Below are 21,795 nucleotides of genomic sequence, written 5' to 3'. Positions count from 1 at the left end.
TTTTTATTTTAAAGCTTGCTCGATTTCAGACAATTCAGCCAGCAATTTTTGCAGTGCGTCCAATTTTTCTTTGGTGTAAATAGCCTCAATGGCATCGTAGCGGTCGTCCACTTGTGCGCCAATGGACTGATAAAGCTTTTCACCTTCTTGGGTCAGCTTCAGATACACGCGGCGCTGGTCGTTGGAAGGTTTTAGGCGTACGGCCAAGCCGGCCTTTTCCAAGCGGGTCAGAATGCCGGTCAGGCTAGGGCGTAAGATGCAGGCTTTGTTGGCCAAATCTTGGAAATCTAAAGTGCCATTTTCGGCCAATAGGCGGATAATACGCCACTGTTGGTCGGTCACATTGGCTTGGTTCAAAATTGGGCGAAATTGCGTCATCAAGGCTTCTCGCGCTTGAATCAGGGCAATATTAATTGATGCATGTTTAGATTGGTTGGGCATGAGAAGTTCTCCGTTGTAACTATGGTTCAAATCATGGAAGCGTGGCAGGATAATAAGGGCTTACGCCTAAGGTTATGGGATGCCGTTGTACAAATTCAGATTGAAACAAATGGCATGCTGCTTGAGCTTTGATTGAATACGGTATTAATTTGTTTTGATGATAATAATGATAAGATTTTTGAGCTATCCTCTAAGCCTATATTAGTATATTTTAGAAATAATCTCAATAGAATCATTAAGTATTAATGTTAAGATAGTTTGTTTATTTTAAAAATAACGATGATTGACACATAATACCGTTTAATTTTGACAAGTCGATTTTATGTTTAAAATAATTAGATTTCTTAGGTGCAAATATTAATACATCAGATTGCTAATCAGCATGCGCAGGCGCAAGCCCCAATAGCTGCTGATGCCGGTAGTAGCATGAAGCATTTGGCCGTTCTTTACGAAAACAATGGTGGGTGTGACATTGATGTCCCATTGTTGGGCAATCAGGCCGTCTGAATCGTTGACGGTTGGGAAAGATAATTGATTCTGGTTGAGATATTGTTGTAATGCTGTATCGTCACCTGATTTTAAGGCAATGCTGATGACCGGAATATGGTTTTGGTGAAGTTTCTCATTTGCAGACCCCGCACCAGGTTCCCCAGAAATACACAATTGCGACACGGTCTTGGCTAAGTTGCTTCAGCGAAGTGTGGTTTTGATTGAGGGTAATTAGATTCTGTTCGGCAAAAGCAACAGGCTGGTTGGGCTTGCGCCACCAGTCAATAGCAATAGAAATCAGCGCAAAAATCAGCGCGGCTTGTAGAAAAGATTTGAGGTAAGAGAGTAGTGTGCGTGACATAGTAAGAAGTTTCATTGCAAGAAAAACAGGCCATGTGCGGCCTGTTTTGTCTTTGGAATCAGTGAATCGTTATTTTTTCACGATGCGCGTGTACACAGCCAAAATAATCACCGCAAAGATGGTGGAAGCAATCCAACCTGCGCCCTCACCAACTTGGTACCAGCCCAAAGATTCACCGACTACGCCGGCCAATGCTGCACCGGCAATACCCAAAAGCGTGGTCATGATGAAACCCATTTTATCGTTACCCGGATGTAAAAATTTAGCCAATACGCCAACGATAAAACCTACGATAATTGTGCCTAACCAGCCCATAATATTCCTTTCATCATTAATATACTCTTGCCGCCTGTTTTGGTGTGTAGTACGGATGGTTTCATCATACCGAGACGGCGGGTTGAAGTCTTTTTTTATTGCATATCTTTTCAAAAATTAAGATATTTTACAAGATTGAATCATCGAACTTTAGATGAAAGGGGAGTTAATGGGAGGGATCTGTCTGAAAAAATCAGTAACGGGTAGCAAAGGTAATAAAAAAGCCCGGCAATAATTGCGGGCTTTTTTGGATAATATCTGTAAACGAATTAACGTTTTGAGAATTGTTTTGCGCGACGTGCTTTGCGCAAACCTGGTTTTTTACGTTCCACTTCACGGGCATCGCGGGTTACGAAGCCGGCAGCAGACAGAGCAGGTTTCAAAGCAGCATCAAAGTCGATCAGGGCGCGGGTGATGCCGTGACGGATGGCACCAGATTGGCCAGTTTCGCCACCGCCGATAACATTAACTTTAATGTCGAATGATTCTGCGTTTTCAGTCAGAACCAATGGCTGGCGAACAACCATGCGGCTGGTTTCGCGGGCGAAAAATTCGTCAACAGGGCGACCGTTAACGGTGATTTGACCGTTACCTTTGGTCAGGAATACACGAGCCACTGAACTTTTGCGGCGGCCTGTGCCGTAGTAGTATTTACCGTTCATGTCGTGTCCTTATTTCAATTCTAAAACTTTAGGTTGTTGTGCAGCATGGCCGTGCTCTTCGCCGGCATACACTTTCAGTTTTTTGATCATGGCGTAACCCAAAGGACCTTTTGGCAACATGCCTTTTACGGCTTGTTCCAAAGCACGGCCTGGGAATTGCTCTTGCATTTGACGGAATGAACGCTCATAAATACCGCCAGGGAAACCTGAGTGACGGTAGTATTTTTTGTCTTCAAATTTAGCACCGGTCACGCGCAATTTGTCTGCATTGATGACGATGATGTAGTCACCAGTGTCAACGTGAGGGGTGTATTCAGGTTTGTGTTTGCCACGCAGACGGTGTGCGACTTCGGCAGCAACGCGACCCAAAACTTTGTCTTGAGCGTCGATGACGAACCATTCGCGCTTCACCTCATGCGGTTTCGCTGAAAAGGTTTTCATAGTGGAAATCCAGATAGATATAGAAAGTTATGGATTTTAAAGTCGCTACTGGCTTTTGTCAATCGTATTGAGGCCGTCTGAAAGTAATTGTTTTAATAAAACGGCAATAAAAGTTTTTTCGATGGAAATTTGTTGTTTTTACGCGATTGGGTGAGAGTGAAAAAGCCATACCGCGAGGGTATGGCTTTATATGGGAATCCCCGCACATGCCGTTTCGGCTGAATCCGCTTGAACCTTGTCTGACAAGGCGGTCACCTCGGGTAGTTTCGGGTTCATCTATAAAAGACGATCGCGCCCACTACTGCTCCCGGCAACCTGAAGCGAACTTATTGGTTCAAAGGAATATATGCCTTCGCGTACACTGCAGGGAAAAGAAAATCAATTTTGCTCTAAGCGGGACAATGCTTTTTGGCAAGCGTCGTTCATGTCTGTTATTTTACGCTGAAATTCGCCGATTGCCAAATCATCTTTGAGGCTGACTTTTAATAAATCGTGTACAACATTTAAAGCGGCCATGACCACGATTTTGTCGGTGCCGACGATGCGGCCGTTTTCTTTAATGGCTTCGCTTTTTTTATTCAGCATTTCAACCGCTTGAATCAGGGTGTCTTTTTCTTCGCTTGGTGTGTTGATGGTCAGGTTGACATTCATGATGTCGAGATTGACTTGTTCGATGCTCATGTGTTGTCCTTAATGTGAAGATTCTTCTTTCGGTAGGCGAGCGAGCAGACGGCGCACTTCTTCGGCGCTTTGTTCTAAAGCGCTGCGATATTGATCTTTTTCGGCGGTGAGGCTGTCGATTTTGGTCTGCAAATCTTCTTTCAATTTGCCTACTTGTACCAGCAAGGCTTCGCTTAATTCGTCAACGGCGGTTTCGTGTTCGCGTTTTTGTTGCTCTTGCTCAAGTTTGAGACGGTTGATTTCTTCGTGTAAACGGCGGTTTTCGCCAATCAGCGTTTCAAACTTTTGGGTGAGCTGGTAAACGTTGATTTCCAGTTGGTCAAGGGCTTGGTTCATGGGGAATCATTCATAAGAAAGGTCGTAACAGTAAGCATAGTGATATGCTCGGCAGCTGTCAATGAAAGGCCGTCTGAAAAATAGGGTTTCAGACGGCCTCCAAGTTTGGTGTTATTCGAAACGTGCACTGCGTTCCATCAAACGTTCAACCACTTGCTGTGGCGTCATTTCCTGACGAATCAGTTGCAGCAGGGTTTGCGTAATCGGCATGTCGATTTGGTATTTGCAGGCGGTGTTGAACACTTCTTCGATGGTGCTCACGCCTTCGGAAACGTGGCCGATTTCTTTGAGTACTTGGTGCAGCTCTTTGCCCTCTGCTAAGCCCAAACCAACGCGGCGGTTGCGTGAAAGGGCACCGGTACAGGTCAGAATCAAGTCGCCGATGCCGGCCAAGCCCATCATGGTTTTCGGCTGCGCGCCCATGGCAACGGCCAAACGGGTAATTTCGGCCAAACCACGGGTTACTAAAGCGGCGCGGGCATTCAGGCCGTATTCGAGGCCGTCTGAAAGGCCGGTCGCAATGGCCATCACGTTTTTCACTGCGCCGCCGACGGCCACACCAATCACATCGGTGCTGCCGTATAAGCGCATCACGTTGTTGTTTAATTGTTCAACCAGCGATTCAATCCATGCTTTGTTTTCGGAAGCCAATACCACGGCACAAGGCAATTGTTGCGCCAGCTCTTGTGCAAAGCTTGGGCCGGACAACACGCCGAGGGTTTTATTTTCCGGTAAGACTTCTTTCAAGACTTGGAAGGTTAATAAACCTGTGTCTTGCTCAAAGCCTTTGCATGCGGCTAGAACCGGAATATCGGCGGCACCGTTGGCTTTTAATAATTCTGCGCTGCTGCGCAAGCCGGCAACAGAGGTCACAATCAGCACCAATTCGGAGCCTTTTAAGGCATCGGCCAAATCAACGTGTGCGGTCAGGCTTTCGGGGAATGGGAAACCCGGTAGCGCGTGTTTGTTTTCACGGTCGTTTTGCAAGGTTTCGATGTGTTGGGCATTACGCGCCCACAGAGCGACTTCGTTGTCGTGTTGGGCAAAGTGAACAGCCAGTGCAGTGCCCCAAGAGCCTGCACCCATAACAGTAATTTTCATAGAAATCTTCCTAATAAGATTTGCGCCTAACTTTAAAACAATCGGCCATCGGGTGCAAGTAATACGATGTGATTTGCGCTTAAATACGGGCAATTCTTAGAAATGAATAAGAAAATAAAATTTCAGCTATCTGGTATATAGGGTTTGACTATAGCGGTATCAAAATTGATTTATCGCAAAAAGCCGTTAGCCGAGTCTGATTATACTCTATACATAAATTAACCAAAGCAATAACAAACAGCAGTAAACAAATGTAGGATTTTTATCAAACCTAACCATAGGGTTCGGCTGCTTCAGGTGAGCAGTATCTTCCCTTTTTATATATAAAGGAATACGCCATGAAATACCAAACTTTCGGCAAAATCACCCTTTCTCTGGCAGTGTTGGCGGCATTGGCTGCCTGTGGCGACAAACCGGCCGAGCAAGCAGCTGCGCCTGCTGCTTCTGCACCAGCCATCGCGCCGGCGGCTTCTGAGCCTGCTGCGGCACCGGCTTCTCAAGCAGCTTATGACAACAGCGGTGCGTCGCAAGAAGACAAAGATTTGCTGCAACGTGCGCAAGGCATTTTCAAACCACTGCCGACTCCTGAAGAAATGCAAAAGCTGCGTCCTTTCACGCCTGAGCAAGTGGAGCTTGGCCAATCATTGTGGTATGAGCCACGTTTGTCGAAAGGCAATACTGTAAGCTGTAACTCTTGTCACAACTTGGCTTCTGCCGGTGTCGACAATATGCCGACCAGCCAAGGTCACAAAGGCAGCTTTGGTGGCCGTAACTCACCGACCGTGTTGAACGCGGCAACCTTAGACATGCAATTCTGGGACGGTCGCGCGGCTGACGTGGAAGAGCAAGCGGGCGGTCCGTTGCTGAATCCGGTGGAAATGGCAAACGACAGCGAAGAAGCGGTTGTGGCCAAAATCGTGAATATTCCGGAATACCAAGAAGCATTTAAAACAGCCTTCCCTCAAGACGGCGCCATCAGCTTCAAAAACATCACCACTGCGATTGCCGCGTTTGAGCGTACTTTGCTGACGCCGACAAAATGGGACGAATACCTGAAAGGCAACATCAATGCCCTGAACGAACAAGAACGCAAAGGCGTACGCTCGTTTATGGATAACGGCTGTATTGCCTGTCACACCGGCGTAAACTTAGGTGGTAACTCATTCCAAAAATTCGGTTTGGTACAAGGTCCTTACTGGAAATTCATTGAAGACCCGAACCAAGACAAAGGCCGTGCTGACGTGACCAAAAATGAAGCCGACCAATACTTCTTCCGCGTACCGGGCTTGCGTAACGTAGCCAAAACTTATCCTTACTTCCATAACGGCAGCGTGTGGGAATTGGATAAAGCGGTACAAATCATGGGGCAGGCGCAATTGGGTAAAGAGTTGCCGCAAGAAGATGTGGACAACATCGTTGCATTCTTGCACACCTTATCCGGCTCTGTACCTGAAAAAGCACGTACCATGCCTGAATTGCCGTTGTCTAGCCCGATGGAATCTCATCCTGACAACAAATAATATGCAGTCAAACAAAGGCCGTCTGAATGTTCAGACGGCTTTTTTATAATGAACAATCTTTATTGAACGCTGCGTACCAGTTTGGAAACATCGTAGCCTTGTTGTTTGGCGGTTTCGATGTAGCTTTGCAAAGTGGCTTCATCCAGCTTCGGTGAGCGTGACAATACCCACATATATTTGCGGTTTGGTGTGCCGACCAAAGCGGTTTGGTAATTGTCGTCTAAGCGCAAAATCCAGTAAGACGATCGGGCAATCGGCACCCAGTTGACGGCTTTGGGTAAGAATGAAATACGCAATTTGCTGCCGCTCTCATCCACTTTTTTTACTTCCGCATTGGCGCTCATCATGCTGCCGTCTTTTTTGTGGCAAGAATTGGTGATTTTCACCACTTGCTTGTCGGTCAAACGGTATTGGGCTTTGACATCCGATACACAATCGTCTTGAAAACGCATAGGCAGGCGGACTTGTTCGTACCATGTGCCCATGTAGCGTGGAATATTGACTTTGGCCACGGTTTGCGGTTCGTTTTGCGGCTCGGCAGCTTGGGCGGTTGCGGCAAGGATACCTAAAGACAAGGCGGCAAGTTTGGTAGGAAAACGCATATTCATCCTTTCTTTAGAGAATCAGACAGTCTACTCGGACATTGAGGTTGTCTGAAAGATAAAGTTGAGATCTTTGCAAAGCCCCAGATTTGAGTGCAGTTCGAAGTTAGAGCAGCGCATAACGAAGAAATGTGCCAAAGATGGGGAGTTTGCGAAGTGTCTCAAGCTAATGTACCGTATGATTCAGCCCAACACAAACAATTCTTGTCCATGCGCTTTCAGCCATGCTTTGGCGGCGGCAGTGTGCGGCGTATGATGGTTGACCAATGCCCAAAATTTGGCGCTGTGGTCAGGATGGGGCAGGTGGCAGAGTTCGTGCACGCACACATAATCGGCGACAAATTCCGGCGCACCAATCAGCCGCCAATTCAAACGGATGCCGGTGCGGTGGCGGCATACGCCCCAAAAGGTTTTGGCGTTGCTCAAGGCGGTGGCGGCAGGGTGCATATTCATAGTAGCGGCGTGGGCAGCCAAACGCGGCAACAAATATTCGGCGGCGCGTTCATGCAGGAAACGGCGTAAATGGGTTTGCTGTTGCGGCCAGCTTTTTTCAGGCAGGTAAATTTCAGACGGCCTCAAGGCGATGGTGGCTTGCGGTGCATCGGTTAAGGCCGTCTGAACGCCTTGATACCAAATCCATGCCGGTTTTTCCGAAGGGTTGGCCAGCGGGCGGACAGGTGTTCTGGCTAAGGTTTGACGCAACAAAGCTTCGTTTTCTCGCAGCCATTGTTGCAAACGCGCGGCGCTGAGAAACGGCGGAATATTGATGCTGACCGTTTGGTCGTCGATGGGGCGCAGGATTAAATTTTTCTTGGCGCTGCGTTTCAAATCAATGACGATTTCAAGGCCGTCTGAAAGCGTGTGGGCGAAGCGCGGCATGCTTCAGACGGCCTTTTTCGGCGCAAACGGGCCTTGGCCGGTGATTTCGGCTTGGCGCGCTTCAATCCAGTTTTCGCATTCGGCCATCAATTCAGCTTCGCTGCCGCTGTCGTGCGCAATTGGTTTGCCGATAACGACGGTGATTTCGCCCGGATATTTCATAAACGAATCTTTCGGCCAAAATTCGCCGCTGTTGAGCGCAACAGGTACGATGTTCATCTCAAACATTTTCGCCATGCGTGCGCCGCCGAGCTTGTATTTGCCGTGCGTGCCGGGCGGCAGGCGCGTGCCTTCGGGGAAGATGGAAATCCAATAGCCTTCGTTTTTGCGCGCTAGGCCTTGCTTTATCAATTGGTCGTTGGCTTCGCGGCGGTTGCTGCGGTCGATGCCGATGGTTTTCACCAGTTTTAAGCCCCAGCCGAAAAACGGAATTTTAAACAGCTCGCGTTTGGCGACATAAACCTGCGGCGGAAAAATTTCCTGCAAAGCCAAGGTTTCCCAGCCGCTTTGGTGCTTGGAACAAATAATCGACGGCTCGGACGGAATATTTTCAGCACCGATTAAGCGGTATTGCAGGCCGATGATGTTTTTCAGCGACCAATTTAAAATCGATACCCAAACTTGTGCCATTTTGTGTGCGCCGCCGGGAAAAGGCACGGCCAACAGCATAAAGGGGAACAATACAATTAGGCTGACCGATAAAATCAGCCAGTAAATCAGGTTTTTAATCAACAGCATAATTAGGTTCTTTAAATGTGGCTTTCAGACTTAAGCTTCGTCTGGTTTTAATTCTTCTTGCATGATGTATTGCGCAAAAGCCAGCAGATTGTCGAAGATTTGCGTGTTTTCCGGCAATTCTTCTTCTTTTTCCTGCAAGGTTTTTTTGCCTTTGCCGGTCAATACCAAAGCCGATTTACCGCCCACGGCATCAATGGCCTGTAAATCGCGTAAGCTGTCGCCGACCAGCCAAGTATCTGCGGCTTGGGCTTGGAAGCGGTCTAAAATATCTTGAATCATGCCGGGCTTGGGTTTGCGGCAGTTGCAGTTATCGTCGGCCAAGTGTGGGCAGAACCAAATGCCGTCAATTACGCCGCCGGCTTGTAGTGCCAAGCGGTGCATTTTGGCGTGCATTTCGGTAAGATCTTGCAGGGTGAAATATTTGCGGCCGATGCCCGATTGATTGGTGGCGACGGCGACGGTGTAGCCCGCTTCGGTGAGAAAGGCGATGGCGTCCATGCTGCCGTCAATCGGAATCCATTCGTCAACGGATTTGACGAAGTCGTCGCGGTCTTGGTTAATCACTCCGTCGCGGTCGAGAATGATAAGTTTGTTGTGGGTGGGCATAGTGTGCCTTTCAGACGGCCTGTTGCAACATGGCCGTGTCGATTATTTTAAAGAATGTTTCCAACGCTCAAAGGCCGCCTGAAAAACGGGCGCGAGCAGGGCATAGTTTTGCGGTGTGTCGGCGACATGGTAAAAGCTCGGTAGTTGCGGCGTATCGAGCGTGGTGATGTAGTCTTCCATAAACGCGCCGTAGCCTTCGTCTTCATCGTCGTAATAGAAATCGGTAAAGCGTTGACCCTGCTCGGTAAAATCTTCGGGCGTGAGCACGCTGCCCAAATGGTTGCGCACAAATGCCGCACCGCTGAATGTGCCGTCTAACATGGCAGCGAAATCGGCGGCGGTTTCAGGCGCAGTCTGCCACACCGGATTCACCAGCCCCTGACCGGCCGCCCATTGGAAATACATGCCCATGTGGGTGGCGGCATGGTCGGGCGATAAATCGGCAGGGTAGTCTTCTTCGATGTGGAATTGAAAGTGATCGTACATGTTGGGCTTTCGTGTATTGAGGCCGTCTGAATAAGGTTTCAGACGGCCTATTTTATCAGTAATCTGCTGTACTTTACATCGCCAATCTGCAAGTTCAGACCTTCTGAATGAGCTTAGCGTTTACGCCGATTCGCGGCAAAGCGCTTCTGCCGCGCACACAGCCGATGACCATGCCCATTGGAAATTATAGCCGCCGAGCCAGCCGGTGATGTCCATCACTTCACCGATGAAATACAAGCCCGGCTGCAATTTGCTTTGCATGGTTTTCGGGTCGATTTCTTTTACATTCACACCGCCGCGCGTGGCTTCGGCTTTTTTGTGGCCATCTGAACCGCTGGGCAGAAGTGTCCATTGGTTCAGGCTTTGGCCGAGTCGGGTTAAAACGGCATTGGGCACATCCGCCCATTTGTGCGTCGCATAAGGCGCAAATTCGGCGCGGCCAAGCCATGTCTCCAGCAAACGTTCGGGCAAGGTCGGGCAGAGTGATTTTAAGGCGGTCTTGAGCTGAATTTTTTGGCCGTTTTTGCCTTCGCACAATGCCGCGGCAAGGTCGGTGTCGGGCACCAAATCAATGGCGATGGTTTGGCCACTATGCCAATAGCTGGAAATCTGCAAAATCGCCGGGCCGCTCAAGCCTTTGTGGCGAAACAATAAATCTTCATCAAACGACACACGCGTCTTGCCGCTGCCCACGCTGATGCGTACCGGCAGGGCAATGCCGGAAAGCTGGTCGTAGCCGTGTTCCGCCCAATGCTCAAAACGTAGCGGCACCAAGGCTGCTTCGGGTGGCACGATGCTGTGGCCGAATTGTTTGGCCAGTTCATAGCCAAACGGCGATGCGCCAATTGCAGGTACCGCCAAGCCGCCGGTGGCCACAATCAGATTGTGTGCCTGAAATTCGCCGTGGCTGGTGTGGAGTTGGAAGCGTGGTAAATCATTGGCAGAGGTCGTCTGAAGTAGGTTGACGTTTTCGACCGTGCAAGCCGTATGCCACGCTACTTTGCCTTGTTCGCACTCGCTCTGCAGCATGGCGATGATTTCCTGCGCACTGCCGTCGCAAAAAAGTTGGCCTTTATGTTTTTCATGATAGGCAATGCCGTGTTTTTCCACCAAAGCAATAAAATCGGCGGCATGAAACTGCGCCAAGGCATGACGCACAAAGCGCGGCTGCTGCGACACATAATAGGCTGAGCCGTCGTGGCCGTTGAGGTGGCGGTTGGTGAAATTGCAGCGGCCACCGCCGGAAATGCGGATTTTTTCACCGATTTTGGCGGCATGATCAATCAGTGCAACGCAGTGTCCTGCTTGACCGATACGTGCCGCAGCCAACATACCGGCCGCGCCGGCGCCAATGATAACGGTGTGGAAAGTTTGGGGCATGGTGTGCTGGATAAAATTATCTAAAGGATGGCTATTATCCGTGTTTTCAGACGGCATAGGGAAGATTTGTTGAGGCCGTCTGAAAAATCAGAACTTATTTGAAATCGAATGATTTCATGGTGTTGATGGTCAGCAATATTGATATTTAAGATTTTTCCGTTGATTGAAGATAAATAGGTTCAGATAGTTGGGAAGCTGAGGAAACATGACTATTGCATACCAGTATGTTACGTTATAACATTTCATATTTTTAACAAGGGATAACGAAATGTTTACAGTGAAGCCTGCGGCTGCGGCCGTATTGTCTTTATTTGCTATGCAGACTGTATGGGCAGAAGTGGTTGATGAATCGGCGCACACTGCCGAGTTGCAAACGGTAGAAGTGAAAGGAAAACGCCAAACGATGCACAGTGCGCCGTTTGCTCAAGGACGCAAACCGAGTGATAAGCTGATTAAGGGCGAAGTGTTTAAAGAACGTTCGGCCACATTGGGTAATGCTTTGGCGCAAGAAACCGGTATCCATACCAATCCTTTCGGCACAGGGGCGAGCGCGCCGATTATCCGCGGACAAGAGGGCGTGCGTGTGAAGCTGTTGCAAAACAATTTGGATATTGTGGATATGTCGACACTGTCACCCGATCATGCGGTGGCGGCGGATACTTTGTTGGCCGAACAAGTGGAAGTGGTGCGTGGTGCGCCGACTTTGCTGTATGCCAACGCTTCGCCAGCCGGTGTGGTAAACATTACCGATAAGCGCATTCCGACAGCTATGCCGGAAAAGGGCTATGAAGGGGAAGCGGCTTTGCGTTGGACACCACAGGCAGGTAGTGAAAAAGTGGCTACGGCAGGGGTAACTGTGGGCTTGGGGCAGCATATTGCCGTGCGAGCCGAAGGTTTGAGCCGCCATGCCGATAATTATGATGTGCCTTTTTTGAATGTGAACAAAGATACCCGCTTGGATTATATGCCCGATACCCACAATAAATCGCGTGTCGGCACCATCGGTATGTCGTTTATCGGCGAAAAAGGCCACATCGGTGCGTCCTATAGCTACCGCCGTGACCGCTACGGCTTGCCGGCGCACAACCACGAACACGACAACACCAAAGCCCACGTTATCCGCGAAGGCAAAGAATATCTGGCCTATTATCCGCATTTGCACAGCGAAGAAGATGTCGGCCCGCATTACCACAATGCGCCTGAAGACTTCACCAAGCCAGCTAATGAATATGAAGAATTAGGCCCTAAATTCGACCATACCAAACCGGGGCCGTGGGTAGACATGAACACCCGCCGCGCCGATTTGCACGGCGAATGGAAAGAGCCATTGCCTAGCGTAGCCAAAATCAGTCTGCGTTTGTCGCACACTGATTACTACCATGACGAAAAAGATGCCGGCAAAGACATCGATTTGAATCCCTACGATTCACACGGCACCGCCGATAATTACGGCCGAGCCAACAATATTTTCAAAAACAAAGGTTTTGGCAGCAGAATCGAAGTGCATCACAAACCATACCACGGCTTTACCGGCGTGTGGGGCGCACAATGGCAGCGCAATAAAAGCAGCGCCCACCATTCCAAAATCCTATCGGGCGAATTGAAAGAAAACTGGATGCTGGTAGAAAACACCAACAAGCAATTCGGCCTGTTTGCGACCGGCCAATGGCGTTGGAAAGATTTAACGCTTGAATTTGGCGGCCGTACCGAGAAACAGGAAATCCCGATTGAATACGAGCGCGAAAAATTGATTATCCAACGCGGTTGCGACCCAAAAACCAGCTGGCTGTGCTGGCGGCCTAAGCCGACCGTATATGCCCCTGCGCCGGAAATATACAACAAACGCGCCAATTCCTATGCCGCTTCTATGAATTGGGATTTTCATCCCGATTACACCCTGTCGCTGATGTATTCGCACAACGAGCGTCATCCCAGCCCGATGGAGCTTTACTATACCGGCGAACACTTGGCCACCAATTCGTTTGAATACGGCAAAAAAGATTTGGATAAAGAGCAATCAGATAATGTTGAAATCGGTCTGCGTCATGTGTCTGATAAATGGGATTACAACATCAGCGCCTACCACAATCGCTTTGAAAACTATATTTACAAACAAACCATTTTCCAATACGGCACCTTGGCCACATACCGCTATGCCCAATCGCAAGCCCGTTTTCATGGTTTGGAAGGCAGCGTGAGCTACCGCCCGAACGACAAACACCAAATCACCCTGTGGGGCGATTATGTGCGCGGCAAACTGGTGAATCTGCCTGATTACATCCGCTACGACACCATGGGCAGTGTCGATGAAGTGCATAAAAAAGCCGACCGCAATGCACCGCGCGTACCGCCTGCCCGCATTGGCTTACGCATCAACAGTAATTGGAACGAACGATGGCAAACCAAAATCGACTACACACGCGTGTTTACGCAAAACAAAGTGTCGTTTTTTGAGTCATTCAGCGACGAGCGGCCGGATTTGGTGGAGCGTAAAACTAAGGGCTATCATCTGTTGAATTTAGGCATTGCCTACCGCAACAAAGTCGGCTCGATGAAATACCGCATTTACGCCGATGCCAATAATGTGTTGAACAAGAAAATCTACACCCATACTTCATTTTTACCGTACGTGCCGCAAATCGGCCGCAATTTTGTGTTTGGGTTGAACATGACGTTTTAACTTCGTGAAGGTTGTTGAGGCCGTCTGAAAAAAGATGGAACACGATATAAAAAAACCTGAGTTCTGAGGAACTCAGGTTTTATGTTTAAAGTGAACAACATTGAATGATAGGAGATAACATTTCAGACGGCCTGATATTTTTTAGCCTTTAAACACAGGCACAACGCCCATTTGGCTTAAAATTTGCGCGGCAATATTGATGAGGCCGAAGGCGAATACCCACACCATCAGCCACACGCCGCCGCTGATGCGGTAGCCTTTGCCGAGGCCGAATTTTTGGCGTGATTTGTAGAGCAGCATGGCGGGGATTAATGCCGTCCACACGGTTGCGGCCAAGCCGACGTAGCCGATGGCGGTCACAAAGCCGGTGGGGAACAGCAAACAGCAAACCAGCGGCGGCAGGAAGGTCACGGCGGCGGTTTTGCTGCGGTCGGCGGCGGATTCTTTCCATTTGAAAATGTCGGCGATGTAGTCGAACAAGCCCAAAGTCACGCCCAAAAATGAGCTGGCAATCGCCATGTAGGCGAAGAACGACAACACTTTACCCATGCTGCCGGTGGGTACAAATTTGGATAAAATTTCAATTAATACCGATACTTGGCCTTCCGCGGCAATCACGGGGGCGAACTCGTTGCGCGGCAGGTTGCCTTGAATCGCCAATTGCCACAACACATAAATCGCCAAGGCAATCAGCGTGCCGATTTTTAAGGCTTTGGCAACTTTGGGCGCATCGCCATTGAAGTATTTCAGCAGGCTGGACACATTGCCGTGAAAGCCGAACGAGGCCAAACACACCGGTAACGCGGCCGCCACATAAATCCAATAGCTGGTGTGCGGCGCGGCTTGCGTGTCGAACAACACCGGCAGTTTCACCGTAGAAATCAGGCCGCCGGTTGCCCAGATAAAGGCGATGACCATGCCGCCGATTAAGATGGTGGTGAGGCGGTCAACCAAGCGGGTGGAAGCCCACACGCAAAACGCCAATACGCCGAAAAACACCAATTGGCCGACCGGCAAGGCCACTTCGCTGCCAGTCAGGCTGCCCAAACCTTGCGCGGTCAAATCGCCGCCGACAAAAATATAGGCATAGGTTAAGAGATACAGCACAAACGCCACCGCCAAGCCGTTTACCACATTCCAGCCCTTGCCGAGCAAGTCTTTCACCATGGTATCGAAACTTGCACCATGCGGGTAATGCGTGTTTACTTCCAAAATCATCAGGCCGCTGGAGAGCATGGAAAACCATGTATAGAGCAGCACCAGCAGCGCGCCGGTGAACCAAATGCCCGAGGTGGCGGTGGGGTTGGCAAACATGCCGGCACCGATAATCGTACCGGCAATAATCATCGCGCCGCCCAAGAGCGACGGTTGTTTGGGAGACATAATTAACTTTCTGGAATGAGGTTTCAGACGGCATAGCAAAGGGGTAGGCCGTCTGAAAGTATTAATATTTGTAAAGCGGCTATTATGCCGTAAAGTGGTGGGAATGGAAATAAAAACGCCGTCTGAAATAATTTTCAGACGGCCTTTAGTATGAGCTTAAATCAGCTTCTGCCACTTCATTTCGTTTTTCACATACGCATAATAAACCGGCGCGACCACAATGCCGCCGACGCCGAATATGCGTTCAAACACAATCATCGCCACCAGCAATTCCCACGCGCTGGCTTCGATTTCCGAGCCGATGATTTTGGCGTTTAAAAAATATTCCAATTTGTGAATCACTACCAAAAACACCAATGAAGCGATGGCGACATACAGCGAAATGCCCAAGCTCAAAATGATGATGATGGTGTTGGAAATCAGGTTGCCCGCCACCGGAATCAGGCCGACGATAAAGGCAATAATCAACACCGTTACCCGAAACGGCAGCTCGATGCCGAAAAGCGGCAGAATCAGGTAAAGATACAGACCAGTGAGGAAGGTATCGACCAAGGAAATTTTTGCCTGCGCGATAAACACGCGTTCAAAACTCAGCTCGAAATTGACAATGCGCTGCACCATTTCCCGCTTAAATGCCGGCATACTGCGGCGTTGGCGGCGCATACGCAAACGGTGGTAGCTCAACATCACACCGATGATGATGCCCAGCAAAATATGCACGAAAGAAGCAATGCTGTTGGTGCTGATGCGGGTCAGCGCCGCGCTGTATTCTTCGATTAGCTTAATGCCGTATTGCTTGATTTGCTCCAAATTATCAGGCAGCAGATTCAACACAAACTCGGGCAAATCATGGCTGCTTTTGGTGTCGGCTAAAATCGCCGCCAGCTTATCCAGCATCACCGACACATTGCCGCCGTGTATCAAATGATAAATGCCCATCGACAGTAAAAACAAAATCAGCGACACAATGCCGATGGTCAGCGTGGTCGAGAGCAGGTTGATGTTTTGCACGCTTAACGAGCGGTCGAGCAGCGTATTGCGCGACAGCAATCGGCGACGCAACCACAAAATGATGCCGTTGGTTTTGGTGATGAACACATAGGTCAGAATCACCGCAAAAAGCAGCGGCAGCAAACGGAAATACAAAATGCCCCATAAGCTGGCCGCCATCATCAGGTAAGTGGCGTTGCGGTAAAGCGTTGGGGAAGGTGGGTGTAGGCTCATGGTGTGCGTAGTTTTTAAGCGTAAAGTTAAGGCGTATTATGCCGTAAAAGTGGGTAGCTGGTGGAAAAAGGCCGTCTGAACATACGGTTTCAGACGGCCTTTATCACCACTTAATTAACACTTAATCAACCTTCAATCAAGCCGCATCGACATCAAAGCCGCTGTGGCGCAGCAAGGCATCGATTTGCGGTTTGCGGCCGCGGAAGGCTTTAAACGATTCGGCAGCCGGCCGCGAGCCGCCGACGGCCAGAATTTCGCGCCAGAAGCGTTTGCCGGTGGCGCGCAAATCATCGCTTTCTTCAAAGGCGGCGTAGGCATCCGCGCTCAATACTTCCGCCCATGCGTAGCTGTAATAGCCGGCCGAGTAGCCGCCGGCGAAGATGTGGCCGAAGCTCAAGGCGAAGCGGTTGTATTGCGGCGGACGAATCACGGCGACTTCTTCGCGCACATTATCCAGCACTTGCGCCCAGTTGTTCAGACGGCCTGCATCGGTTTCGCTGTGAATCAGCATGTCAAACAGGGCGAATTCCATTTGGCGCACCATAAACAGGCCGCGTTGGAAGTTTTTGGCGGCGACCATTTTGTCGAATAATTCGCGCGGCAGGGCAGCGCCGTTGTCTTCGTGGGCAGACATTTCCGCTAAGACATCGTATTCCCACACGAAATTTTCCATAAACTGGCTCGGCAGCTCGACCGCATCCCATTCCACGCCGTTGATGCCGCTCACGCCGAGTTCTTCCACTTGGCTCAACAAATGATGCAGGCCGTGGCCGGTTTCGTGGAACAGGGTCAGGATTTCATCGTGGCTCAAGCGCGGTTCTTTGCCGCCCACCGGCGGGGTGAAATTGCACACTAAATACGCGGTCGGGGTTTGGATTTGACCGGCGCGGTCGCCATCCATAAAGCGGCGGCGGCCTTTGTAGTCGTTCATCCACGCACCGCCACGCTTGCCTTCGCGGGCGTACAAATCCATGTACACGCCGCCGATAATCGCGCCGCCGTTTTCCAATTCAAAATAGCGCACGTCAGGATGCCAAACCGGCACGCGTTTTTCGATGAAATTCACGCCGTATAAGCGGTTGATTTGGGCAAACAGGCCGTGCAGCACTTTGCTGACCGGAAAATATTTTTTCACTTCGGTTTCGCTGAAGGCATATTTGGCTTGACGCAATTTCTCGCCTGCATAGGTCAAATCCCATGGCTGCGGGTCGGCCAAACCCAATTCTTCGGCGGCAAAGGCACGCACTTCGGCCAAGTCTTTTTCAGCAAACGGTTTGGCACGTTTGGCCAAATCGCGCAGAAAATCGGTGACTTGCGCCGGTGTGTCGGCCATTTTGGTGGCCAGCGACAATTCGGCATAGTTGGCAAAACCAAGCAGCTTGGCGGTTTGCAAAGCGATTTCCAAGGTGCGGTTGATGTTGGCGGTGTTGTCGAATTTGCCGTCGTTGCTCAATTCGCTGGCGCGGGTGACGTAGGCGCGGTAGATTTGTTCGCGCAGTTCGCGGTTGTCGGCGTATTGCATCACGGCCAGATAATGCGGCATTTGCAGGCCGACTTTGTAGCCGCTTTTGCCTTCCGCTTCGGCTGCGGCGGCAAACATCGCCTGTGCATCTTCCGGAATACCGGCCAGCGGCGCAGCATCGTCAAAATACAGCGCAAACGCGTCGGTTGAATCCAAGACGTTTTGCGAGAATTGGGCAGACAATTGCGCGCCTTCGGTTTGCAGCGCGGCCAGTTCGGCTTGCTGTTCGGCCGGTAATTCCGCACCGCTCAACACAAAATCACGTAAATCGTGCGCCAGCTTGGTTTGCTGCGCTTCAGTCAGGCGGTCGAATTCGGCAGAGGCTTTAATCGCTTTGAAACGCTCGTATAATTCAATATCTTGGCCAATTTCGGTAAAAAATACGGTGACTTCCGGCATCAATTCGTTATACACCGCGCGTAATTCAGGCGTATCGACCACCGAATTCAAATGCGCCACCACGCCCCAAATGCGGCCGACGCGCTCGGTGATGTCGGTGAGCGCTTCGACCGTGTTGCGCCAAGTGGTGTCGGGCTCTGCTTTGACCGCCGCAATCTGTTCGCGCGCTTCGGCGATGGCGGTTTGCATGGCCGGTTTGATGAGTTCGGTTTGGATTTGGTCGAATTTCGGCTCGTCGCCAAGAGATAATAAAACATTGTCGGTCATGGGGCTTTCCTTTGTGTTTTCAGACGGCCTTGTTATTGGAGGCCTCCTGAACGAAAAAACGATAAACAATATATAGAGCCAATTTAGTTGAACTCAAGTTTAACATTGAAAACAGTCAGGCTGAGACCTTTGCAAAATCCTTATCTTTGGCACATTTCTTCGTTATGCGCTGCTTGAAAGCTTGCCTATCTTCTTGATATATCTGCGCTTTCTGTTCTGCTATAACTTTGAACTGTACTCAAATCTAGGGTTTTGTAAAGGTCTCAGGTCGTCTGAAGAAAATCAAACCACCCGATAGGGTGGCTTAAGCATCAGCGCGGATTATGAATCGGCATGCAATAATTGATGCTGCACCCGCAAAAATTCGTCCAACACCGTTTGCTGAATTTCCAAACGCTTCGCCACCGGCGCGGCAAAACGCACAATAATGTTGTACACCTTGTCATCATGCGGTACACGGGTGACGCGCGGTTCGGCTGCAGGCGTGATAAACAGCTTTTCCACCTGCACCGCTTCTAGATATTTGGAAATATCGGCAATATAAGGCGAACACAACGGCTCCAGCACCGCTTTCAAACGCGGCACCACCGCATCCGAATCCAAATGAATCGGCACGGGAATTTGCACCGTGTGAATCACATAAGGCCCCAACACATTATCGCGGCGCACATTATGATTGAGCAGCAGGCTGTTGGGGAATGAAATCGTGTCGCCTGAGAGCTGGCCGACCAAAGCATTGGGGCCGATTTCCATCATCAACGTGTTCAACAAATTAATATCGACCACACGGCCGCGCAAACCGTTGATTTCAATATAATCGCCTACCGAATACTGCTTGGTAATCGAGCGCAGGATGCTGCCCGACAAACACATAATTAATTCTTTGGTGGCCACCACAATTGCCGCCGCCACCGCAAACATCGACAAAGCCACCGTCTGAATTTGCGCCGCCCAAATCATCGCCAAACCGAGCAACACCAAAATCAGCGTGACATTGCGGCTCACCACCAACGCGCGGCGCTTGGCATCAATCGATAAATCCGGATGGCTGCGGAAATGCGCGCTCAAAAGCAGCGAGCGCACCGCCAAAATGCCGATAATCATCAGCACCGATTCAATGATTTCATAGCTGACCGGAATCTCTTGCAGCCAAAGTTTTACAGTATCCCACATATTGCGTTTTCCGTTTCAGACAGCATATTATGATGAACACGCATTATAAAGGCCGTCTGAAAAAAATGCTTGTACCACCAATCTGAGAATGCTATACCATAACTGATATAATATAACAAAACTGTTTAAAATCAAAAAGTTATTGACTAAATTTCGAGAAGGGAATAAGATAAACACATACTAATTCTGCCTGAACAGGCGACCATCTTATGGAGGAAACCATTATGACCTGCAAAACACATCACGAACACGACCACGTTCACGGCCAAGGTTGCGGCCACACTGCCATCAAGCACGATGACCACATCGACTACCTGCACGACGGTCATCTGCACCACGAACACGACGGCCATTATGACGAACACACCTTAGCCGTTAATGATACCAACCCGGATGGTTGTCATCCGGTTAACGACTGTGGCGACCACGTTCACGGTGAAGGCTGCGGCCACGAAGCCGTGCCACACGGTGATCATGTTGACTACATCGTCAACGGCCGTCTGCACCACCAACACGGTGACCACTGCGATGATCATGGTCCGGTAGAAATCGTGAAATAAAGTTAGATAAATTAGCTTTAATATTTCACAATTAATAAAGCCGATTGAACAGATTTAACAATGAAATTAATTCATTTTGTAATCTGCTCAATCGGCTTTTATTGTTTCTGTCCTGCTAGTAAATTAATTGGTATATTGATTTACCGGTAGATTTTTATTAATCAGGCTGTCTGAAAAATGATGTTCAGACAGCCTGATGATCGTTTAATCAATGGAACAATGGGCTAAAATAATTTATTTCCACACCAATAACGCATGGTTGCGTTTGCCACGGCGCAGAATAGTATATTTACCGAAACGCTTGTGTTCATCGGTCAGCAGATAAGCATCGTCTGGTTTCTCCGCAGCGTGGTTCGGATTGTTTGGTTCGGTAACTGCTGCACCATTAATCACGACTGCTTTGCTGTTGACAAAGCCGCGCGCTTCTTTGTTTGATTGTGCCAAGCCGCTGGTTACCAAGGCCTCTACCACATTGACGCTGCCGGATACTTCAAATGCAGGCAAGCCGTCAAGGGCGAGTTGCTCAAAGTCGGCTTCGGTCAGATTGCTTTGATCTTCGGCAAACAGACTTGCGGAAATGCGTTGCGCTGCTTCCAAAGCCGCTTCACCGTGAATTAAGCGGGTCATTTCTTCAGCCAAGATGCGTTGCGCTTCAGGCTTGGTGCCGCTGGCTTGGTCTTTGGCTTCGATGGCATCAATTTCTTCAACGCTCAAGAACGTAAAGAATTTCAGGAATTTATACACATCGGCATCGGCCACTTTCAGCCAGAATTGGTAGAACTGATACGGCGAAGTTTTCTTTGCATTCAACCATACCGCGCCGCCTTCGGTTTTGCCGAATTTGGTGCCGTCTGATTTGGTTACCAGCGGCAGGGTCAAGCCGAATACTTGGTTTTGATGCAGGCGGCGGGTGAGGTCGATGCCGTTGGTGATGTTGCCCCATTGGTCGGAACCGCCGATTTGCAGCAATGCGCCATGGCGTTGGTTCAGCTCGGCAAAATCGTAACTTTGCAGCAGCGTGTAGGCAAATTCGGTAAACGAAATACCCACATCATCACGGTCGATACGCTGTTTCACCGATTCTTTCGCCAACATTGCATTGACTGAAAAATGCTTACCGATGTCGCGCAGGAAATCCAAGCAGTTCATTTGGCCGAACCAATCGGCATTATTGGCCATTACTGCGGCATTGTCGCCTTCAAAGCTCAAAAACGGTTTCAACTGATTGCGGATGCTGTCCACCCAACCGGCTACGGTGTCGGCAGAATTCAAGCTGCGCTCTACAGCCTTAAAGCTTGGGTCGCCAATCATACCGGTTGCGCCGCCGACCAACGCAATCGGTGTATGGCCGGCCTGTTGGAAACGGCGCAATGCCAATACCGGCAACAAATGGCCGATGTGTAAGCTGTCGGCGGTTGGGTCAAAGCCGCAATATAAAGCGATTTTTTGTTCGTTTAACAAAGCTTCCAAAGCTTCAATATCGGTAGTTTGCGCGATCAAACCACGCGCTTGTAGGTCTTTTAATAAGCTCATATTCGTTCCATGATGT

General features: G+C 49.6%; 23 protein-coding genes and 1 other RNA gene. 3 read left to right on the top strand and 21 right to left on the bottom strand.

Features of this window, described 5'->3' with window-relative positions; translation table 11 throughout:
• Positions 1-3: 3 nt before the first annotated feature.
• The 10 genes from hpaR to ACM67B_RS09640 form a co-directional block, all read right to left on the bottom strand.
• A complete protein-coding gene (gene hpaR / locus ACM67B_RS09685; protein ID WP_416189436.1) occupies positions 4-441 on the bottom strand; it encodes a homoprotocatechuate degradation operon regulator HpaR in 438 nt (145 codons plus the stop codon).
• Positions 442-798: 357 nt separating this feature from the next.
• The gene (locus ACM67B_RS09680; RefSeq protein ID WP_416189435.1) at positions 799-1,113 is read right to left on the bottom strand and encodes a hypothetical protein; all 315 of its coding nucleotides are present in this window, start codon (positions 1,111-1,113) and stop codon (positions 799-801) included.
• Positions 1,064-1,291, bottom strand: a complete 228-nt coding sequence (locus tag ACM67B_RS09675; protein WP_416189434.1) for a TlpA family protein disulfide reductase — start codon at positions 1,289-1,291, stop codon at positions 1,064-1,066. Before ACM67B_RS09675 ends, ACM67B_RS09680 begins: the two co-directional genes overlap by 50 nt.
• A 69-nt stretch (positions 1,292-1,360) precedes the next feature.
• Positions 1,361-1,606 carry a GlsB/YeaQ/YmgE family stress response membrane protein gene (locus tag ACM67B_RS09670; protein ID WP_416189433.1) on the bottom strand — a complete coding sequence of 82 codons (246 nt, stop codon included), beginning with the start codon at positions 1,604-1,606 and terminating at the stop codon, positions 1,361-1,363.
• A gap of 269 nt (positions 1,607-1,875) precedes the next feature.
• On the bottom strand, positions 1,876-2,268 hold the full coding sequence (gene rpsI / locus ACM67B_RS09665) for a 30S ribosomal protein S9 (RefSeq protein ID WP_095502822.1): 393 nt from the start codon (positions 2,266-2,268) through the stop codon (positions 1,876-1,878).
• 9 nt (positions 2,269-2,277) lie between these two features.
• Positions 2,278-2,709, bottom strand: coding sequence for a 50S ribosomal protein L13 (rplM, locus tag ACM67B_RS09660; RefSeq protein ID WP_095502821.1), 432 nt, complete (start codon positions 2,707-2,709; stop codon positions 2,278-2,280).
• A gap of 193 nt (positions 2,710-2,902) precedes the next feature.
• A non-coding RNA gene (gene ssrS / locus ACM67B_RS09655) (6S RNA) lies at positions 2,903-3,082 on the bottom strand.
• 5 nt (positions 3,083-3,087) lie between these two features.
• Positions 3,088-3,390 carry a cell division protein ZapA gene (locus tag ACM67B_RS09650; protein ID WP_416189432.1) on the bottom strand — a complete coding sequence of 101 codons (303 nt, stop codon included), beginning with the start codon at positions 3,388-3,390 and terminating at the stop codon, positions 3,088-3,090.
• A 9-nt stretch (positions 3,391-3,399) separates the two neighbouring features.
• Positions 3,400-3,726, bottom strand: coding sequence for a hypothetical protein (locus ACM67B_RS09645; RefSeq protein WP_416189431.1), 327 nt, complete (start codon positions 3,724-3,726; stop codon positions 3,400-3,402).
• A 111-nt stretch (positions 3,727-3,837) separates the two neighbouring features.
• Entirely contained in the window at positions 3,838-4,827 is a 990-nt protein-coding gene (locus tag ACM67B_RS09640; protein ID WP_416189430.1) for an NAD(P)H-dependent glycerol-3-phosphate dehydrogenase, read from the bottom strand.
• 338 nt (positions 4,828-5,165) lie between these two features.
• Here ACM67B_RS09640 and ACM67B_RS09635 point away from each other — a divergent pair, with 338 nt between their 5' ends.
• The gene (locus ACM67B_RS09635; RefSeq protein WP_416189429.1) at positions 5,166-6,347 is read left to right on the top strand and encodes a cytochrome-c peroxidase; all 1,182 of its coding nucleotides are present in this window, start codon (positions 5,166-5,168) and stop codon (positions 6,345-6,347) included.
• A gap of 59 nt (positions 6,348-6,406) precedes the next feature.
• Here the strand turns inward: ACM67B_RS09635 and ACM67B_RS09630 are convergent, their stop codons facing one another.
• From ACM67B_RS09630 to ACM67B_RS09605, 6 genes are all read right to left on the bottom strand, one after another.
• Positions 6,407-6,949 carry a lipocalin family protein gene (locus ACM67B_RS09630; RefSeq protein WP_416189428.1) on the bottom strand — a complete coding sequence of 181 codons (543 nt, stop codon included), beginning with the start codon at positions 6,947-6,949 and terminating at the stop codon, positions 6,407-6,409.
• 183 nt (positions 6,950-7,132) lie between these two features.
• Positions 7,133-7,828, bottom strand: coding sequence for a M48 family metallopeptidase (locus tag ACM67B_RS09625; protein WP_416189427.1), 696 nt, complete (start codon positions 7,826-7,828; stop codon positions 7,133-7,135).
• A gap of 3 nt (positions 7,829-7,831) precedes the next feature.
• On the bottom strand, positions 7,832-8,566 hold the full coding sequence (locus ACM67B_RS09620) for a lysophospholipid acyltransferase family protein (RefSeq protein WP_416189426.1): 735 nt from the start codon (positions 8,564-8,566) through the stop codon (positions 7,832-7,834).
• A gap of 30 nt (positions 8,567-8,596) precedes the next feature.
• Positions 8,597-9,172, bottom strand: a complete 576-nt coding sequence (gmhB, locus tag ACM67B_RS09615; RefSeq protein WP_416189425.1) for a D-glycero-beta-D-manno-heptose 1,7-bisphosphate 7-phosphatase — start codon at positions 9,170-9,172, stop codon at positions 8,597-8,599.
• Between the two features lie 42 nt (positions 9,173-9,214).
• Complete coding sequence (locus tag ACM67B_RS09610; protein ID WP_416189424.1) at positions 9,215-9,658, bottom strand: cell surface protein; 444 nt, start codon at positions 9,656-9,658, stop codon at positions 9,215-9,217.
• Between the two features lie 120 nt (positions 9,659-9,778).
• A complete protein-coding gene (locus ACM67B_RS09605) occupies positions 9,779-11,038 on the bottom strand; it encodes an NAD(P)/FAD-dependent oxidoreductase (RefSeq protein WP_416189423.1) in 1,260 nt (419 codons plus the stop codon).
• A gap of 268 nt (positions 11,039-11,306) precedes the next feature.
• Here ACM67B_RS09605 and ACM67B_RS09600 point away from each other — a divergent pair, with 268 nt between their 5' ends.
• On the top strand, positions 11,307-13,718 hold the full coding sequence (locus ACM67B_RS09600) for a TonB-dependent receptor (protein WP_416189422.1): 2,412 nt from the start codon (positions 11,307-11,309) through the stop codon (positions 13,716-13,718).
• 141 nt (positions 13,719-13,859) lie between these two features.
• On the opposite strand, the gene ACM67B_RS09595 is transcribed toward ACM67B_RS09600, so the two are convergent.
• The 4 genes from ACM67B_RS09595 to ACM67B_RS09580 form a co-directional block, all read right to left on the bottom strand.
• Positions 13,860-15,101, bottom strand: coding sequence for an aromatic amino acid transporter (locus ACM67B_RS09595; RefSeq protein WP_416189421.1), 1,242 nt, complete (start codon positions 15,099-15,101; stop codon positions 13,860-13,862).
• A gap of 156 nt (positions 15,102-15,257) precedes the next feature.
• Positions 15,258-16,325, bottom strand: a complete 1,068-nt coding sequence (locus ACM67B_RS09590; protein WP_416189420.1) for an AI-2E family transporter — start codon at positions 16,323-16,325, stop codon at positions 15,258-15,260.
• Between the two features lie 136 nt (positions 16,326-16,461).
• Positions 16,462-18,513, bottom strand: coding sequence for a M3 family metallopeptidase (locus tag ACM67B_RS09585; RefSeq protein ID WP_416189419.1), 2,052 nt, complete (start codon positions 18,511-18,513; stop codon positions 16,462-16,464).
• Positions 18,514-18,834: 321 nt separating this feature from the next.
• Positions 18,835-19,686: a mechanosensitive ion channel domain-containing protein gene (locus ACM67B_RS09580; protein ID WP_416189418.1), complete on the bottom strand. Its 852-nt coding sequence runs from the start codon at positions 19,684-19,686 to the stop codon at positions 18,835-18,837.
• Positions 19,687-19,910: 224 nt separating this feature from the next.
• Between ACM67B_RS09580 and ACM67B_RS09575 the strand changes: the two genes are divergently transcribed.
• Positions 19,911-20,246, top strand: coding sequence for a hypothetical protein (locus tag ACM67B_RS09575; protein ID WP_416190561.1), 336 nt, complete (start codon positions 19,911-19,913; stop codon positions 20,244-20,246).
• 234 nt (positions 20,247-20,480) lie between these two features.
• Here the strand turns inward: ACM67B_RS09575 and tyrS are convergent, their stop codons facing one another.
• On the bottom strand, positions 20,481-21,779 hold the full coding sequence (gene tyrS, locus ACM67B_RS09570) for a tyrosine--tRNA ligase (protein ID WP_416189417.1): 1,299 nt from the start codon (positions 21,777-21,779) through the stop codon (positions 20,481-20,483).
• Positions 21,780-21,795 lie beyond the last annotated feature (16 nt).

Origin of the sequence: Neisseria sp. CCUG17229 (assembly GCF_047839235.1) — a bacterium.
Classification (GTDB): Bacteria; Pseudomonadota; Gammaproteobacteria; order Burkholderiales; family Neisseriaceae; genus Neisseria; species Neisseria brasiliensis.
The sequence above is the reverse complement of the archived record's forward strand: the minus strand, read 5'-3'. Positions and strand labels throughout refer to the sequence as shown.

Excerpts from the sequence above, each read along its gene's own strand:
- ACM67B_RS09635 (WP_416189429.1), top strand. The coding sequence starts at position 5,166 with ATGAAATACCAAACTTTCGGCAAAATCACCCTTTCTCTGGCAGTGTTG.
- hpaR (WP_416189436.1), bottom strand. The coding sequence starts at position 441 with ATGCCCAACCAATCTAAACATGCATCAATTAATATTGCCCTGATTCAA.
- ACM67B_RS09580 (WP_416189418.1), bottom strand. The coding sequence starts at position 19,686 with ATGTGGGATACTGTAAAACTTTGGCTGCAAGAGATTCCGGTCAGCTAT.
- ACM67B_RS09610 (WP_416189424.1), bottom strand. The coding sequence starts at position 9,658 with ATGTACGATCACTTTCAATTCCACATCGAAGAAGACTACCCTGCCGAT.
- ACM67B_RS09650 (WP_416189432.1), bottom strand. The coding sequence starts at position 3,390 with ATGAGCATCGAACAAGTCAATCTCGACATCATGAATGTCAACCTGACC.
- ACM67B_RS09645 (WP_416189431.1), bottom strand. The coding sequence starts at position 3,726 with ATGAACCAAGCCCTTGACCAACTGGAAATCAACGTTTACCAGCTCACC.
- ACM67B_RS09670 (WP_416189433.1), bottom strand. The coding sequence starts at position 1,606 with ATGGGCTGGTTAGGCACAATTATCGTAGGTTTTATCGTTGGCGTATTG.
- ACM67B_RS09630 (WP_416189428.1), bottom strand. The coding sequence starts at position 6,949 with ATGCGTTTTCCTACCAAACTTGCCGCCTTGTCTTTAGGTATCCTTGCC.
- ACM67B_RS09585 (WP_416189419.1), bottom strand. The coding sequence starts at position 18,513 with ATGACCGACAATGTTTTATTATCTCTTGGCGACGAGCCGAAATTCGAC.
- ACM67B_RS09605 (WP_416189423.1), bottom strand. The coding sequence starts at position 11,038 with ATGCCCCAAACTTTCCACACCGTTATCATTGGCGCCGGCGCGGCCGGT.
- ACM67B_RS09640 (WP_416189430.1), bottom strand. The coding sequence starts at position 4,827 with ATGAAAATTACTGTTATGGGTGCAGGCTCTTGGGGCACTGCACTGGCT.
- ACM67B_RS09575 (WP_416190561.1), top strand. The coding sequence starts at position 19,911 with ATGACCTGCAAAACACATCACGAACACGACCACGTTCACGGCCAAGGT.
- ACM67B_RS09675 (WP_416189434.1), bottom strand. The coding sequence starts at position 1,291 with ATGTCACGCACACTACTCTCTTACCTCAAATCTTTTCTACAAGCCGCG.
- ACM67B_RS09620 (WP_416189426.1), bottom strand. The coding sequence starts at position 8,566 with ATGCTGTTGATTAAAAACCTGATTTACTGGCTGATTTTATCGGTCAGC.
- ACM67B_RS09590 (WP_416189420.1), bottom strand. The coding sequence starts at position 16,325 with ATGAGCCTACACCCACCTTCCCCAACGCTTTACCGCAACGCCACTTAC.
- ACM67B_RS09625 (WP_416189427.1), bottom strand. The coding sequence starts at position 7,828 with ATGCCGCGCTTCGCCCACACGCTTTCAGACGGCCTTGAAATCGTCATT.
- gmhB (WP_416189425.1), bottom strand. The coding sequence starts at position 9,172 with ATGCCCACCCACAACAAACTTATCATTCTCGACCGCGACGGAGTGATT.
- rpsI (WP_095502822.1), bottom strand. The coding sequence starts at position 2,268 with ATGAACGGTAAATACTACTACGGCACAGGCCGCCGCAAAAGTTCAGTG.
- rplM (WP_095502821.1), bottom strand. The coding sequence starts at position 2,709 with ATGAAAACCTTTTCAGCGAAACCGCATGAGGTGAAGCGCGAATGGTTC.
- ACM67B_RS09600 (WP_416189422.1), top strand. The coding sequence starts at position 11,307 with ATGTTTACAGTGAAGCCTGCGGCTGCGGCCGTATTGTCTTTATTTGCT.
- tyrS (WP_416189417.1), bottom strand. The coding sequence starts at position 21,779 with ATGAGCTTATTAAAAGACCTACAAGCGCGTGGTTTGATCGCGCAAACT.
- ACM67B_RS09595 (WP_416189421.1), bottom strand. The coding sequence starts at position 15,101 with ATGTCTCCCAAACAACCGTCGCTCTTGGGCGGCGCGATGATTATTGCC.